Genomic DNA, 13,072 nt, shown 5'->3' with positions numbered 1-13,072 from the left:
CGGCCATGCTAGTCACGACGGGCCCCGCGCCGCAGGCCGCGTCACCGTGCGCCGCACCGCGGGCCCCATCGTCGGCGCGGTCCTCTCGACCCGAGGCGGCGGCGCGACCGGCCCCGTCATGACCGCGCGGACCTCGGCGGCGTCGAGGTAGCGCCGGACCTGCAGCTCGCGGGCGAGGCGCTCGACGTCCGCCCGGCGCTCCGTCACCACCGCGACCGCCCGCGCGTGAGCCTCGTCGAGCGTGCGCCTGACGGCCACGCGCAGGGTCGGGTCGACCTCCGCGACGCCGTCCGACAGGGCCACCAGGCCCAGGTCGCCCATGCCCCACAGCCTGTGCACGTCTCCCGCGAGTTGCGTCGCGTCGACCAGGTCCTGGCTGCACCCGCTGCTCGGCTCCCCCAGGATGACCTGCTCGGCGGCGCGCGCGGCGAGCATCATCGCGAGCCGCCTGTCCGCCTCGGGCCGCGTCGTCAGAGGCCGACGCAGGAACGACGTTCTGCCCACGTCCAGGTCGACGCACGTCAGCTCGTCCGCCCCGAGCGCGACCGCCGCCGCCGCGTGCCCCGCCTCGTGGACCGCTAGAGCTGCTGCCGCTCAGGTTGGCTCGGGCGAGGTAGCGCAGGGGGCGGTGCTGTGATTCGGTGGTGGCCGGATCACGGAGAAGACCGATGCCCCGAGCTTTGTCGCTGGACCTGCGCGAGCGGGTGATTGCCGCCATCGAGGAGGGCGCGTCCTGCCGCGAGGCGGCGGAGCGCTTCAGCGTCGGGGTGGCGACGGCCATCCGGTGGCGCGCACGCTTCCGGGCCGAGGGCGAGATCGCGGCCAAGCCGATGGGTGGGGACCGGCACTCCCACCGAACTGAGGCCCATTCGGCCGCCATCCTGAAGGCCTACGAGGCGCGCCCGCAGATCTATCTGCGCGAGGTGAGGGACGTGCTGGGGGAAAGCGGCGCCACGGCAAGCCTGAGCGGGCTGTCCCGCTTCTTCCGGCGTCACGGCATCACCCGTAAAAAGGGGATCTGCACGCCGCCGAACAGGACAGGCCCGACGTGATGGAGGCACGCGAGGCCTGGTTCGAGGGGCAACTCGACATCGACCCTGATCGCGTCGTGTTCCTGGACGAGACCGCCACCGCCACCAACATGGAGCGGCGTTACGGGCGGGCTCCGCGGGGCGAGCGCTGCCGCATCGCGGTGCCCCACGGCCACTACAAGACCACCACCGTCACGGCCGCCCTGCGGGCGAGCGGTCCCTTCGCGATCGACCTCATGGACGGGGCCACAAACGGGACGCGGTTCCTATGCTACGTCACCGGCACGCTCGTGCCCGCGCTCAAACCAGGTGACACGGTCGTCATGGACAACCTCGCGGCCCACAAGGTGACCGGCGTCCGGCAGGCCATCAAAGCGGCGGGGGCGAAGCTGCTCTACCTTCCGGCCTACAGCCCGGACTTCAACCCGATCGAGCAAGCCTTCGCAAAGCTGAAGGCCCTGCTGCGCACCGCGGCGGCCCGCACTGTCCCCGACCTGTGGGCTGCCATCCGCGACGCCTTCACGCGCTTCAGACCCGATGAGTGCCGAAACTATCTCGCTGCAGCAGGCTACGATGCCTATGACCCAACCTGAGCGGCAACAGCTCTATCCGCCAGTCGACGTCCGCGTGGCGCGGCTCGCGCAGCATGGCGACCGCGTCAGTCAGGTCAGACGCGCAGACCCGCCGCCCGCACCACCGCGCGACCCGGCGCGCCTCCCTGGCCAGGAGCTGGACCTGGGCGGGCGACCTGCCCCGCACCGCCCGCGCCGCCTCCGCGACCTCCGCGTCCGTCAGCATGGCGTCGGCCCCGAGGTGCGCCCGCACGATGCCCGCCAGGGCGTCGATGTCGGGAATCGGGAGCTCGATGTGCCTCTCGAGCCGACCGGGCCGGACGAGCGCCGGGTCGACTCGGTCGGGGTAGTTGGTTGCGGCCACGACCACGATTCCGTCCCTGGGGACGGCGCCGTCCAAGAAGGCGAGCCAGGAGTTGATGATCGCCGTGAACCAGGACTCGTTGTGGTCGTTTCCGCCCCTGCGACCCATCGAGTCGATCTCGTCCACGAAGAGCAGGAACGGGGCCGACTTCGCCTTCGTGCGCCAGGTCTCGAAGAGCTTCGTGAGGCCTTTCGACATGGAATCACCATACCCGCCGCCGGCCCCCGACCACTCGGTATAGGTCGTGGTGACGAGCTCGACGTCGCATTCGAGGGCGAGCGCCCGCGCGTAGGTGGTCTTGCCGCCACCCGGGGGCCCGGACAGCAGCAGCCCGCGGTCGACGTCGGCCCACGGCAGGGAGCCCGCGCGATAGGCCGCGAGGTCGCGGGCCAGGTTGACGCCCCACGTCTGCGCCTCGCCGAACCCCGTCATCTGCGACAGGCGCCGCACGACGCCCTGCGCGGCCTGCCCGACGGTGACGGGCGGCGTCTTGGCGGCGGCCCGGGCGAGCAGCTCGCGCGCGTCCTCCTGCTCCTGTCTCTCCTGCTCGGCCTTGACCTCGTCGACGTGCCGAGCGAGGGCCTCCAGGCGCGCCAGGCAGTCCGCCACGGTCGAGCCGGTCCGCACGGCACGCAGCAGGGTCTCCGGCTCCAACCGCTCGCACAGGGCCGACGACAGCTCGACGTCCTCGCCCGTCACGGCGAGGATCAGGTCCTCGACGTAGGTCGCCTCGCAGGGGGCCACGGCGATGTCCATGTCGCGGTCGGCCAACGCCACGAGGTCGCCCGGGAGCACGGCGCTCCTGTCCCAGATCACGATCGCGACGGGCAGGCCCGCCCGCACCGCGCGGTCGAAGGAGGACGCGTGGGAGCCATGTCCGAGCAGCAGCATCCCGTCCGCGCCGTAGATGCGCCTCAGGCAGTCCGTGACGCACAGCGCGACCGCCGGGTCCGGGTTGGCGAAGACCGTCGTTCCCGACATGAGGTCGGTCGGCTCCCATCCCGTTCCGTCGAGCAGGACGGCACCGTAGAGCTCCGTGACCGTCAGCGCGGGGACGGCGGCCAGGAGGCGCGATGTGGCGACGCGGACCTCGTGGGCGGCGCGCAACGCGTCCAGGAACGTGCCGGACATGGGTGACTCCATCGGTCGGGGGAGTCAGTACGTGTAGCGTGGCCACGTTGACGATCCTGCCGGTCGGCACCGGCAATCCAGTTAAGGGGACTCAACCACGTTCAAGTCGGTTCGGTCGCGACCGTTCTGCATCCGTGCGAACGGCCCGGATGACCGAAATTGTTATAACAATTTCGGTCACCGAGGTCCCGGAAACTTCCGCTTGACGGGTTTCAATGCCCTCCGTGACGCTTTCCACCGGCAAATCACCCTGCCTGTGTTGGAGCAGCCATGAACCGGGGCATGTACGACGACCACGAGGTGCCGGGGCACGGGCCCACGGTCATTCTGGCCCACGACGACGAGGGCGACGCGGCCGCCGTGCCGCACGAGGTCGCGGAGGCGCTGCGCCACCCGCCGCGGATGACGAAGCTCGAGGCGCTGGACACGTTCGAGGCGGACCTGCGGGGTAGCGAGGACAAGGAAGGCTGCCTGAGGGACTGGCGCAGATCCTACCCGCACCTCGCGGACGACCTCTCGCGCATGTACCAGGACCACCTGTTCGGGGCGTTCGTGGCGTCCCCGTCGGTTCCGCTCCCGCCCGGCTTCGGTAGCCCCCGCCTCGTCCACTCCGGCGAGCCCGCGGATCCCGCGCCCGCGATGGCGCCCGTCTACACGGCGCTGCTCCTCGCGATCTGCGTCCAGGTCCTCGTGACGGTCCTCCTCGTCGCCCTCCGCGTCGGGGGCGCCCTGGACTGGTCGTGGGGCTGGGTGACCGCGCCGCTGTGGGTGCCGTCGACCGTGGCGACCGTGCTGGTCGTCATCCTCGGGCTCGCCCTGGCGGCGCTCGAGGAGCGCGACGCCGCCCGCCGCAGGAGGCGCGCGTGAACCAGGCAGACGACACCACGGCCCGTTGGGATCCGGAGCGGCGCGAGCTCGTCGTGACGGCGGGCGGCCGCGTCCTGCACGTCACGGACAAGGCGCTGGACACGTGGCAGTTCGACCTCGACCACCTGCCGGCGGAGTTCACCGAGACGTTCTGCGGACCCGAGTTCGAACGCGTCCGCGAGGGCCTGCGCCCCGGCTATGAGGCCGCGCAGGCCGCCCGCGCGGAGCTGCGGTGGTCGGCCATCGGCTCGTCCATCCACGACCTGACGGGCCTGTCGACCAACGACGGGGACGAGGGCGTGTTCGAGACAGACCTCGCCAGGCGCGGCTACCGCATCGTGAGGATCTGACCATGGGTGAGCACAAGCGCCTGACCCCCGAGGGCCGCGCCGCGCGTGCGGCCTCCGCCCACGCGGACGCCGTCGAGGCCTCCCGCGACCGCATGCGCAAGGCGATCGACGGCCTCACGCACGCCGTGAGGTGGCGCATGCGGGACCTGTCGCCCGAGGAGATGGCGGTCGCGCTCGGCACCACCGTGGGCGTGTTCGCGGCGTCCGCGGGCGGCCCGTCCGGCGCGGGGTCCATCGCGGGCCGCGTCGACGAGGTTGCCCGTGCGGTCATCGAGCAGGCCGGGGAGGCCGCGTGATGCGTTTCTACTTCTCACGCACGGCACAGCCCCACCCCGCTCTGACCCGCTTCCTGGTCTCGGGTGTCATCGAGGGAGACAGCCTGGAAGCCGTTAGGGCCTCGATGGACGCCCTCTTCCGTGACCGGGGCGTCCCCGAAGCCCACCAGAACTTCGCGTTCCAGGACCTCGACGAGGTTCGCGACGCGGTGCGCGGTGTGCTCGTCACCACCACGATGGAGGCGGACTCGTGAGCGCCGTCCCGCACCGAATCCCGCCCGTGGTCGTCCGCGCCTTCAGCCGCATGGATCCGTGGGTCGCGCGCGAGATCGTGACGACGACCATGCGGCTGACGCCCGAGGAACACGTCGAGGTCGACCGGGTGCTCCGCCAGGACCTCGCTGAGGCCCGCGCCGCCCTGGCCGCCGCCGTGAAGGCGCAGGACCCCGACCGCCACTTCCGCGGGCTGCCCAAGAGCCCCGAGGTCATCGCGGCCTACGACGCGGTGCGCGACGCGGAGGCGGCGGTGGCGCGGCTCGAGCGCGAGGGGAGGACGTCGTGAGGGACCGACGCATATACCGCTTCGCCACGCCCGAGGAGGCCACGGCGTGGAAGCGCTCGCCTGAGCGACGCTTGACCTCCGAATACCATGACGGGGCGCTCGAGGAGGTCGACGAGCTGTTGGCCCCGCACGGCCTCGAGGTCGTCCTCGAGTGGTTCCAGAGCGACGCGTGGTTCGTCATCGAGCCCCGTGTGCCCTCATGACGGCTCCCGACCTCGTCGCCCGCATGATCGCCGCCAAGGAGCGCGCCATGCTCGACCTCATGGACGTGACGGTCACCGTGGACGGCCCCGAGACGCCCGCCGTCGCCGACGTCGCCGAGCAGCTGCGGGCCATGCTTGCGGAGACGGACCCCGGCCCCGTCCTGATGGTCGGGCCGCCCGGGAACCGCAGACAGAGGCGCGCCGCCGCCCGGAACAGGAGGAGAGCATGAAGCTCAATACGACACCGAGGCGGCCCTGGACGGCCGAGGACGACGCACGGCTCGCGGAGCTGAAGGTGCAGGGCCTGTACGACTCCGAGGTCGCCGCGGAGCTCGGCCGGACCACGGAGGCCGTGACCTCGCACCGCCAATGGCTGCGGGGGCATGCCGCCAAGGTCGCGCCCGTGCCCGACGCGCCGCCCCACGAGGAGGACGAGGACAGCCGGAGTGGCCGCGCATGGACGCCGGAGGAGGACGACAGGCTCGCCGCCATGCGAAGCCGGGGCGTGCCCGAGGTCGAGATCGCGGCGAAGCTCGGGCGGACCGTGGGGGCCATGCAGGGCCACGTCTACAGGATCCGCATGCAGGGCGACACCACGATAGCCTCCGGCAAGCGGGCGTCCCCGTGGACGCCCGAGCGCGTCGCCGAGGCCCGCGCCATGCGCGCCGAGGGGCTGACCCCGAGCCAGATCGCCGTCCGCCTCGGGAGCAACGCCGTCTCGGTCGGCCGCGCCCTGCGGTCTCCGGAGACGACCGAGGACAGCCCGGGCGAGGGCGTCCGCGTCGGCCGCATGGTGCCCGACCACAACCGCACCGCCGCCGCCGTCGAGGAGGCCCGGGCCGCCCTGGCGCGCGCGGAGGCCCGCCACCGCGAGGCCATCGACCCCATCCTGGCAACCGTGCGGGAGGCGATCGTCAGGGCGGGCTTCGTCGACGGCCCGGACGGGGACGACGGCGACGGCGTGTGGCCCTCCCCCGAGTGGCTCGTCCTGGACCACCTGCGCCGCCAGGGCCTCGAGCTCCGGAGGGTCGCATGACGCTGGACGAGGCCAACGCGGTCCTGGACCGCCTGGGCGTGGACGCGAGCGCGGAGTACGTGCCCGACACCGACCAGCTCTACGTCCACCCCGGCGAGCGCCTCACCCGCGAGGACCTCATGGCCATCGCGCGGGAGCTCCCCGGCGCGTGGGTCGTCATGGAGGCGGGCTCGCCCATCCACTGGCGGCTGACCGGCACTTGGCACGACGGCGGGAGGCTGCATTGAGCGACGTCGTCCCGCTCCGCCCGGGCGCCGTCCTGCCGCTCCGCCAGGCGCCCGACCGACGCGTCGTCACGCTGTGCGAGGCCCTCCTCGCCCAGGCGCTGTCGGGCCGCGTCCGGACACTCGCCGTCGCGAGCCTCGTGGCGGGCGACGAGCCGGGGCTGAGGCCCGTGCTGCGGTGGGTCGACGCGCCCGAGCACGCGATGGCCCTGTCGGGCGCGGCCGCGAAGCTCGCGCGGGAGATCGCGGAGACCTGAATCGGAGGTTGCGGGCGAGCGGGCACCGGCACGACGCTTTTGGCAGGCGAATCTACCGGGCCCCGGCGGATCGCCCCCACCCGAGGATCCGCCAAGTAGAAGACGATCACGATCGACTCGCACCCCCACGAGCGTCTGGCCAACGCGGTGCTCCACCTCGCAAACGCGCTCACGCTGCCCGGAGGCATCAAAGGTTCCATGTCGCGTGTCGAGGCGGCACGCGACCTCGTGCGCGACCTCGCGGCCCCAGACCACGCGGAGAAGCCGTCACCCGCTCCGAAGGGCCCGATCGCCTTCATTCGTGAGACCCGAACCAGGCCCGACGGCTCCCTCGAGACGCGAGCGCGCTACGGGTACGGGGCGACCGCACCGTCCTCCCCGACGATGCCGGAACTCAAAGCACGCTTGTCCGCGCTACGGGCCCACGTCCCGCTCTGGACGCTGGAATGGAAGGGCGACCGCTTCCGCGTGACCGACGGCATCGTGACCGCGACGACCGACGTCATTCCGCCCGACGCGACGGTGAAGGTCAGGGTCGAGGCGATCAACGCGCTCGTGCGGGGCATGCGTCTGACCATGACGGAGTGGGATAGAGCCGCCGCCGTCCACGCCGACCGTATCTACGAGGCCGACCGCGTCATGGTCCGCGCCGTCGAGCCCAGCCACCCGGGCCCCGACGATCGGGACACGTGGGTGCTGGACCCCGACGCCACGGGCCACCGCGCACCCTTCACCGCAGGCGACCTCGTGGTCCGGTCGTCGGGCCGGGCGGGCATCCACCAGGTCGTCGCGGTCTCGATGGACGGGGACGAGGAAGCCCCGCGCCATCGAAGCCTGCGCCTGAAGGTCAAGCCGCAGGACGTCGTGGTCGACCGGGACGCGTTCTGAGATGACCGAGTTCGGCCCCCACACGCGCTACACAGACCCGCGAATCTACGGGCTCGTGGCGGGCTACGCCTGGGGGCCGCACCAGCGCGGGATGCTGCTCGGCACCTATCCGTGGGAGCAGACGCAGTCCGCCGCCTCCATCGTCGCCTGCATGCGCGAGCGCGGCATCCAGGTGGCGCGGGACAAGGCGGGGACGGCCTGGATCCACATGGACGGCCTGCCGCCCGATGACCCGATGCTGCCGACCTACCTCGCTCAGAGCCTGTTTGAGTAGGATCAGGCTTAGAGCCTGTTTGACCTGTCTTAGCTGTTATAGGCTCGGATCAGGCGGTGGCAGTTGGCGATGCTGACGGCATCTTCGGCTGCCGTGGTGCTCTGTTCCAGGTTGCGCGTGAGGCGATGATAGCGGTTGGTCAGGGTGCCGAAGGTGCCCTCGATGCGCCATCGCACGGGCAAGGGTTTGAAGCCTTTCACGTCCCGCTCGCGCGTAGAGACCTGAACCTCGATGCCGTGAGGTGCGGCGGCCTGCGCCATGCGGGCACCGCTGTAGATGCCGTCGACCTTGACGCGTCGAGGCGTCCAGCCCTCGGCAGCGGCGCGGTCCAGCAACTCTGCCGCGGCGGCCGTGTCGTGCACGTTGGCGGCCGTCACCGACGTGGCGAGCACGAAGCCGAGCGAGCAGGTCAGCACGTGACGCTTGATGCCCTTCACCTTTTTGTTGCCGTCCACGCCGCGCTCTCCCGCCTGCGGCCCTGACGCGACGCTTTGCGAGTCCATGATCGCCGTCGCGGGTTCGGGGTCGCGTCCGCGGCGAGCCCGCTCGGCGCGCGTCAGCACGGCCGCGATGTCGGCCCACACGCCGTCGGCGCGGAAGCGGTCGTGCCAGGAGCGCACGGTCTGCCACGGACCGAACTCCCTGGGCAGAAAACGCCATGGACAGCCGGCCTTCTCCAGATACAAGCAGGCGTTGACGATCTCGCGCAGGTCAGCGGTCAGCGTCCTGTACACGCCCATCATCGGCGCAAGTGTTGCCCACTCGCTGTCTGTCAGATCGCTCGGATAGCGCCGACCGTCATCCTTGTAGCGATCCCGAGCCTCGGCAGTCCACATCGTCGCCTCCACCAGAAACGACAACGCAAACCGATCAAAGAAAGGTCAAACAGGCTCTAATGCATTTGGACGCTGTCCTGTATTGGCGAGCGCTTCCACGCCGGACAGCACAGCGACGCAAGCGAGGCGTGCGGCGGCGACATCCAAGCGTCCCGCCCGCGACCGCATCAGACCGCCCCAGTGGACGAGCGCGCCGAAGCTGCGCTCGACCACCCATCGCTTTTCGACCACGACGAAGCCGCGCTGGCCCGGCGCTCGCTCGACCACACGATGGCGCATGCTATGCAGGTGGCACCAATCGCGGCATCGCTCGGCCGTGAAAGCTCCGTCCAGCAGCGCCACGCGCAGGCTCGGCCACGCCGCCTTGCCGCCCGACAGCGCCTCCAGGCAGTCCCGGTCCTGCATGCTGGCCGGCACGACGGCGAGTGAACCGCCCCGGGTTTCTCGGAGGCTGATTGGCTTGGAATTTACGCCGCCATCGGGGGGGCCTCAAGCGCGGCGTAGAAGGCTGCTTCGGCTTCGGCCGGCGGAACGTTGCCGATCGGCTCGAGCAGCCTGCGGTGATTGTACCAGTCGACCCACTCAAGTGTGGCATATTCGACGGCCTCGAACGACCGCCATGGACCCCGCCGATGGATCACCTCGGCCTTGAACAGGCCGTTGATGGTTTCAGCGAGGGCGTTGTCGTAACTGTCTCCTATGCTGCCGACAGAGGGTTCGATGCCGGCTTCGGCAAGTCGTTCTGTGTATTTTATGCTGACGTATTGTACTCCACGGTCAGAGTGATGAATGAGAGCGCCGACAGGTCGGCGCTGGTGTAGGGCCTGCTCCAGGGCGTCCAGCACGAAGCTGGTCTGAGCGGAGCGCGAAGCTCGCCAGCCAACAATGCGGCGGGCGAACACGTCGATGACAAAAGCCACATAGACGAACCCGGACCAGGTCGCGACATAGGTGAAGTCCGACACCCACAGCGCGTTGGGACGAGGGGCCTTGAACTGCCGGTTCACCCGGTCGAGCGGGCAAGCCGCCGAGGGATCCGGCACTGTGGTGCGGGCCTTTCTTCCCCTCACAACCCCTTGCAGCCCCAAGACACGCATCAGGCGCGCCACCGTGCAGCGGGCGACGCGGATGCCCTCGCGGTCGAGTTGCCGCCAGATCTTCCGCACCCCGTAGACGCCGAAGTTCTCGTCGAACACGCGGCGGATCTCGACCATCAGCGTCGCATCGCTCCTGGCCCGCGCCGATCGCTTGGTGGGGTCGGCCTGCCGGGCCGCGTGCGCGTGGTACGTCGACGGGGCGATCGGCAACACTTTGCAGATCGGCTCGACCCCATGAGCATCCCGATGCTCGTCGATGAAGGCTTTCATGTCCGTGAGCGGCGGTCGAGCTCCGCCATGGCAAAATACGCGCTCGCCTTGCGCAGGATCTCATTCGCCTGCCGCAGCTCGCGGACTTCGCGTTCCAGCGCCTTGATGCGCTCGCGCTCGTCCGATGCAGGGCCAAGCCTCGCGGCTTTGCTGCTCTCTGCTTCCTTGATCCAATTGCGCAGGGTTTCCCCCGAACAGCCGATCTTGGACGCGATCGAACGAATGGCCGCGTGCCGCGAGCTGTGCTCGCCTTGATGCTCCTGCACCATCCGGACCGCGCGCTCGCGGACCTCGGGAGAAAACGGGGGTGTGCGCTTCGTCATGGCTCCAGTCTCGCAAGATCAGGAGCCTCCGGGAAACCCGGGGCGGTTCAGATGGGGATCAGGCGCGGAGGTCACTCAAACAGATGGGGTGATTGGGGCTCCAGCCCAGGCCCAACGGTGGCTGCTCCTGCCCGGATGGTTCAACGTGGTCCGTGTCGAGCGGCCACAAGCATCGCGACAGGAGCAACCATGACGTACTATGCCGGACTGGACGTGTCCCTGGAAGAGACCGCGATCTGCGTGGTCGATGACGCGGGTCGGATCGTGAAGGAGCTGCGCGCCGCGAGCGCGCCAGGGCCGCTGGTTGCGGCCCTGCAGGGCTTGAAGCTGCCGATCGAGCGGATCGGCCTCGAAGCCTGCTCGTTGACGGCTTGGCTGCACGAGGGCCTGCGCGCGGCGGGGCTGGCGGCGGTCTGCATCGAGACACGGCAGGCCAACGCCGCCATGAAGACCATGCCCAACAAGACCGACCGCAACGACGCGCGTGCCCTGGCGCAGATCATGCGCACCGGCTGGTTCCGGCAGGTGCACGTCAAGTCGCAGCAGTGCCGGCTGTGGCGCTCGCTGCTGGTCGCACGCCGCACGGTGCTGAACGAGATGCGGTCGATCGAGAACGTCGTTCGGGCCATGCTTCGGGAAGCCGGGCTGAAGGTCGCCACGCCGAGCCGGGCAGCCTTCGACAAGCGTGTGCGCGAACTCTGCTCGGACGACACAGCGTTGCTGGCGATGGTGGAGCCGTTGCTCACTATACTGTCGACGATGATCCAGCAGCTCGCCCGATTGACAAAACAGGTGCTGAAGATCGTGCGCGAGGAAAAGATCTGTCGGCGGCTGATGAGCGCACCCGGCGTCGGCCCGATCACCGCCCTGGCGTTTCGCGCCACGATCGACCGACCCGATCGGTTCGGCCATTCGCGCGACGTCGGTGCCCATCTCGGCCTGACGCCCTCGCGCTACCAGTCGGGCGAGACCGACATTCAGGGCAAGATCAGCCGATGCGGCGACGAACTGGCGCGAACGGCCCTGTACGAGGCCGCTAACGCGCTGCTCGTGCGCAGCCAGAAATGGTCCAGCCTGCGGGCCTGGGGCATGACGATCGCCAAGCATCGCGGCATGGCGCGGGCGCGCGTTGCCGTAGCCCGAAAGCTGGCCGTGGTCCTGCACCGGATGTGGAGCGACGGTACCGACTTTCGGTTCGGCACCGGGCCGACCACCGCGCCCGCCACCGTAGTTGCCTGACGCTCGGAGGACACCGCGGGCCGCCACCCGCACGAGCTTCACCTGAAAGGGTGATGTGGACCGTTCCCGTGGGGACGATCGGTAAGGCCACCTCGTTGAGAGTCTTGAGCCCGCGGCGACGTCGCGAAGTCGTGAAACAGATCGAGGGACCGAGCCGGACTGACCCCATCATGCGGCGGCGAAACGCCGACCGCGAAGAGAAGCGTGTGACCCGCGGGAACGGGACAAAAAACCTGACAGGAGCGCTTGACCTCCAGAGCCCCAATCAGAGAAGGCTCTCAGTGGCAGATCGAGGTCTCGTGCGTCAGCGTGCTATCCCTCCACGGCCCGGTCGAGACGCACGGCGTCGTGCCAGTCTTCAAGGCGTGCGTGTTCGGACGGACCGAGCGGGCGGACGGGATCCGGCGCGACGGCCTGAACCACGACGCGTGGGTCGTGGGGAGGTCGGACGTCCGGCGCACACACCGCATGGACAAGCCCGGGGAGTGGTGGCCACCGGGCGAGCACGTCGCCAAGCGGGGCGGCGTCAGGGGCACGCTCACGCGGGCGCGGAACACCGCCCGGGCGGTGTCGGCGGCCCTCGCCGACTGGGAGGCGTACAGCGCCTGGATCGCCCGCAAGAGGGCGGACATGCACGAGGACACCCGGGGCACGATCGCCGCGCAGCTGGAGGACGAGGACGAGAGCGTGGTAGGCGTCACGCTCTGACGGGAGGTCGCCATGGACGAGGTCGACGGGCACGAGAAGGGTCAGGTCTTCAAGGCGCTGATGCGCGAGGCCTCGGCCGCATGCCCGGACCTCGACGTGTCGGACCTCCCCTGGCGGTGGCTGGCCATCGCGGCCGCCCGCCGCCTGTGCGCGGATCCGCCGTCCGACCGCGCGGCCGAGGTCTGGGCGCTGCTCATCGACGCGCCCGTGAGGCAGGCAGCCCGCGCCTGACCGGGCTTGCGTCCGTTCCTGCTTCGTTCTCACATGCGGGTATGATTCGCCGCCTCGTCGAGTACCCCGCCGTCCTCGTCAACGTGACCTGCGGCCTGTGCCCGAGGCGGGGCCGCTACAGGCTCGCGCGCCTGGCCGAGCGGTTCGGCGCCACGGCCCCGCTCGACGACGTGCTGCGGGCCATCGTGGGTGGGTGCGGTCCCCGCTGCGGGGCGCGGTTCGAGGACCTCGCGCCCGAGCCGTCGACGCCGCCCGCGGTCACCGGCGTGGCCCTGAGACGGCATGGGTCGCCGCGCGAGGCGCTGCCAGGGCGGGATAGGCGTTGAGCCCTTGG

At 70.4% G+C, this 13,072-nt stretch carries 21 protein-coding genes, 1 pseudogene and 1 other annotated feature; of the genes and pseudogenes, 17 read left to right on the top strand and 5 right to left on the bottom strand.

What is annotated here, in order from left to right:
• Positions 1 to 12: 12 nt before the first annotated feature.
• Positions 13 to 570, bottom strand: a pseudogene (locus tag L7N97_RS26080) (hypothetical protein); the annotation flags it as partial.
• A 98-nt stretch (positions 571 to 668) separates the two neighbouring features.
• On the opposite strand from L7N97_RS26080, the gene L7N97_RS26075 reads away from it, so the two are divergent.
• Positions 669 to 1,624, top strand: a protein-coding gene (locus tag L7N97_RS26075) for an IS630 family transposase (protein ID WP_237480752.1) whose coding sequence is annotated in 2 segments (ribosomal slippage) — positions 669 to 1,020 and positions 1,020 to 1,624 — 957 coding nt in all. Because the reading frame shifts where the segments join, the coding sequence is not laid out codon by codon here.
• Here the strand turns inward: L7N97_RS26075 and L7N97_RS26070 are convergent.
• Positions 1,560 to 3,098: an AAA family ATPase gene (locus L7N97_RS26070; RefSeq protein WP_237481342.1), complete on the bottom strand. Its 1,539-nt coding sequence runs from the start codon at positions 3,096 to 3,098 to the stop codon at positions 1,560 to 1,562. The two genes, L7N97_RS26075 and L7N97_RS26070, sit on opposite strands and share 65 nt — an antisense overlap.
• A 270-nt stretch (positions 3,099 to 3,368) precedes the next feature.
• Between L7N97_RS26070 and L7N97_RS26065 the strand changes: the two genes are divergently transcribed.
• The 12 genes from L7N97_RS26065 (at position 3,369) to L7N97_RS26010 (ending at position 8,034) form a co-directional block, all read left to right on the top strand.
• Entirely contained in the window at positions 3,369 to 3,965 is a 597-nt protein-coding gene (locus L7N97_RS26065; RefSeq protein ID WP_237481340.1) for a hypothetical protein, read from the top strand.
• A complete protein-coding gene (locus L7N97_RS26060; RefSeq protein ID WP_237481338.1) occupies positions 3,962 to 4,315 on the top strand; it encodes a hypothetical protein in 354 nt (117 codons plus the stop codon). The genes L7N97_RS26065 and L7N97_RS26060 overlap by 4 nt, the downstream gene beginning before the upstream one ends.
• Before the next feature lie 2 nt (positions 4,316 to 4,317).
• The gene (locus tag L7N97_RS26055; protein WP_237481336.1) at positions 4,318 to 4,611 is read left to right on the top strand and encodes a hypothetical protein; all 294 of its coding nucleotides are present in this window, start codon (positions 4,318 to 4,320) and stop codon (positions 4,609 to 4,611) included.
• On the top strand, positions 4,611 to 4,844 hold the full coding sequence (locus L7N97_RS26050; RefSeq protein ID WP_237481335.1) for a hypothetical protein: 234 nt from the start codon (positions 4,611 to 4,613) through the stop codon (positions 4,842 to 4,844). Before L7N97_RS26055 ends, L7N97_RS26050 begins: the two co-directional genes overlap by 1 nt.
• Positions 4,841 to 5,152, top strand: a complete 312-nt coding sequence (locus L7N97_RS26045; RefSeq protein ID WP_237481333.1) for a hypothetical protein — start codon at positions 4,841 to 4,843, stop codon at positions 5,150 to 5,152. Before L7N97_RS26050 ends, L7N97_RS26045 begins: the two co-directional genes overlap by 4 nt.
• Positions 5,149 to 5,355: a putative antibiotic biosynthesis monooxygenase gene (locus L7N97_RS26040; protein ID WP_237481331.1), complete on the top strand. Its 207-nt coding sequence runs from the start codon at positions 5,149 to 5,151 to the stop codon at positions 5,353 to 5,355. Before L7N97_RS26045 ends, L7N97_RS26040 begins: the two co-directional genes overlap by 4 nt.
• The gene (locus L7N97_RS26035) at positions 5,352 to 5,585 is read left to right on the top strand and encodes a hypothetical protein (RefSeq protein ID WP_237481329.1); all 234 of its coding nucleotides are present in this window, start codon (positions 5,352 to 5,354) and stop codon (positions 5,583 to 5,585) included. Before L7N97_RS26040 ends, L7N97_RS26035 begins: the two co-directional genes overlap by 4 nt.
• Complete coding sequence (locus L7N97_RS26030; protein ID WP_237481328.1) at positions 5,582 to 6,391, top strand: helix-turn-helix domain-containing protein; 810 nt, start codon at positions 5,582 to 5,584, stop codon at positions 6,389 to 6,391. Before L7N97_RS26035 ends, L7N97_RS26030 begins: the two co-directional genes overlap by 4 nt.
• Positions 6,388 to 6,618, top strand: a complete 231-nt coding sequence (locus tag L7N97_RS26025) for a hypothetical protein (protein ID WP_237481326.1) — start codon at positions 6,388 to 6,390, stop codon at positions 6,616 to 6,618. Before L7N97_RS26030 ends, L7N97_RS26025 begins: the two co-directional genes overlap by 4 nt.
• On the top strand, positions 6,615 to 6,872 hold the full coding sequence (locus tag L7N97_RS26020) for a hypothetical protein (RefSeq protein ID WP_237481324.1): 258 nt from the start codon (positions 6,615 to 6,617) through the stop codon (positions 6,870 to 6,872). Before L7N97_RS26025 ends, L7N97_RS26020 begins: the two co-directional genes overlap by 4 nt.
• Before the next feature lie 405 nt (positions 6,873 to 7,277).
• Positions 7,278 to 7,760, top strand: coding sequence for a hypothetical protein (locus L7N97_RS26015; RefSeq protein ID WP_237481323.1), 483 nt, complete (start codon positions 7,278 to 7,280; stop codon positions 7,758 to 7,760).
• A 1-nt stretch (position 7,761) separates the two neighbouring features.
• On the top strand, positions 7,762 to 8,034 hold the full coding sequence (locus L7N97_RS26010) for a hypothetical protein (RefSeq protein ID WP_237481321.1): 273 nt from the start codon (positions 7,762 to 7,764) through the stop codon (positions 8,032 to 8,034).
• 29 nt (positions 8,035 to 8,063) lie between these two features.
• Here the strand turns inward: L7N97_RS26010 and L7N97_RS26005 are convergent, their stop codons facing one another.
• From L7N97_RS26005 to L7N97_RS25995, 3 genes are all read right to left on the bottom strand, one after another.
• Positions 8,064 to 8,870, bottom strand: a complete 807-nt coding sequence (locus tag L7N97_RS26005; RefSeq protein WP_237477083.1) for an IS5 family transposase — start codon at positions 8,868 to 8,870, stop codon at positions 8,064 to 8,066.
• Between the two features lie 45 nt (positions 8,871 to 8,915).
• A complete protein-coding gene (locus tag L7N97_RS26000) occupies positions 8,916 to 9,287 on the bottom strand; it encodes a hypothetical protein (protein ID WP_342398950.1) in 372 nt (123 codons plus the stop codon).
• 50 nt (positions 9,288 to 9,337) lie between these two features.
• Positions 9,338 to 10,560 (bottom strand): IS3 family transposase gene (locus L7N97_RS25995; protein WP_237479301.1). Its coding sequence is split into 2 segments (ribosomal slippage): positions 9,338 to 10,272 and positions 10,272 to 10,560, totalling 1,224 coding nucleotides; the frame shifts between segments, so codons are not numbered across the junction.
• Positions 10,163 to 10,279: a sequence feature (AL1L pseudoknot), on the bottom strand. It overlaps the preceding gene by 117 nt.
• A gap of 189 nt (positions 10,561 to 10,749) precedes the next feature.
• On the opposite strand from L7N97_RS25995, the gene L7N97_RS25990 reads away from it, so the two are divergent.
• The 4 genes from L7N97_RS25990 (at position 10,750) to L7N97_RS25975 (ending at position 13,064) form a co-directional block, all read left to right on the top strand.
• The gene (locus L7N97_RS25990) at positions 10,750 to 11,799 is read left to right on the top strand and encodes an IS110 family RNA-guided transposase (protein ID WP_237481317.1); all 1,050 of its coding nucleotides are present in this window, start codon (positions 10,750 to 10,752) and stop codon (positions 11,797 to 11,799) included.
• A 246-nt stretch (positions 11,800 to 12,045) separates the two neighbouring features.
• The gene (locus L7N97_RS25985) at positions 12,046 to 12,507 is read left to right on the top strand and encodes a hypothetical protein (RefSeq protein WP_237481316.1); all 462 of its coding nucleotides are present in this window, start codon (positions 12,046 to 12,048) and stop codon (positions 12,505 to 12,507) included.
• Positions 12,508 to 12,519: 12 nt separating this feature from the next.
• Positions 12,520 to 12,738, top strand: a complete 219-nt coding sequence (locus L7N97_RS25980) for a hypothetical protein (RefSeq protein WP_237481314.1) — start codon at positions 12,520 to 12,522, stop codon at positions 12,736 to 12,738.
• 41 nt (positions 12,739 to 12,779) lie between these two features.
• Entirely contained in the window at positions 12,780 to 13,064 is a 285-nt protein-coding gene (locus L7N97_RS25975; protein WP_237481311.1) for a hypothetical protein, read from the top strand.
• Positions 13,065 to 13,072 lie beyond the last annotated feature (8 nt).

Source organism: Lichenibacterium dinghuense (assembly GCF_021730615.1).
Lineage (GTDB): Bacteria > Pseudomonadota > Alphaproteobacteria > Rhizobiales > Beijerinckiaceae > Lichenihabitans > Lichenihabitans dinghuensis.
Note: the sequence above shows the minus strand (reverse complement) of the source record. Positions and strands in the feature narration are given on the sequence as shown.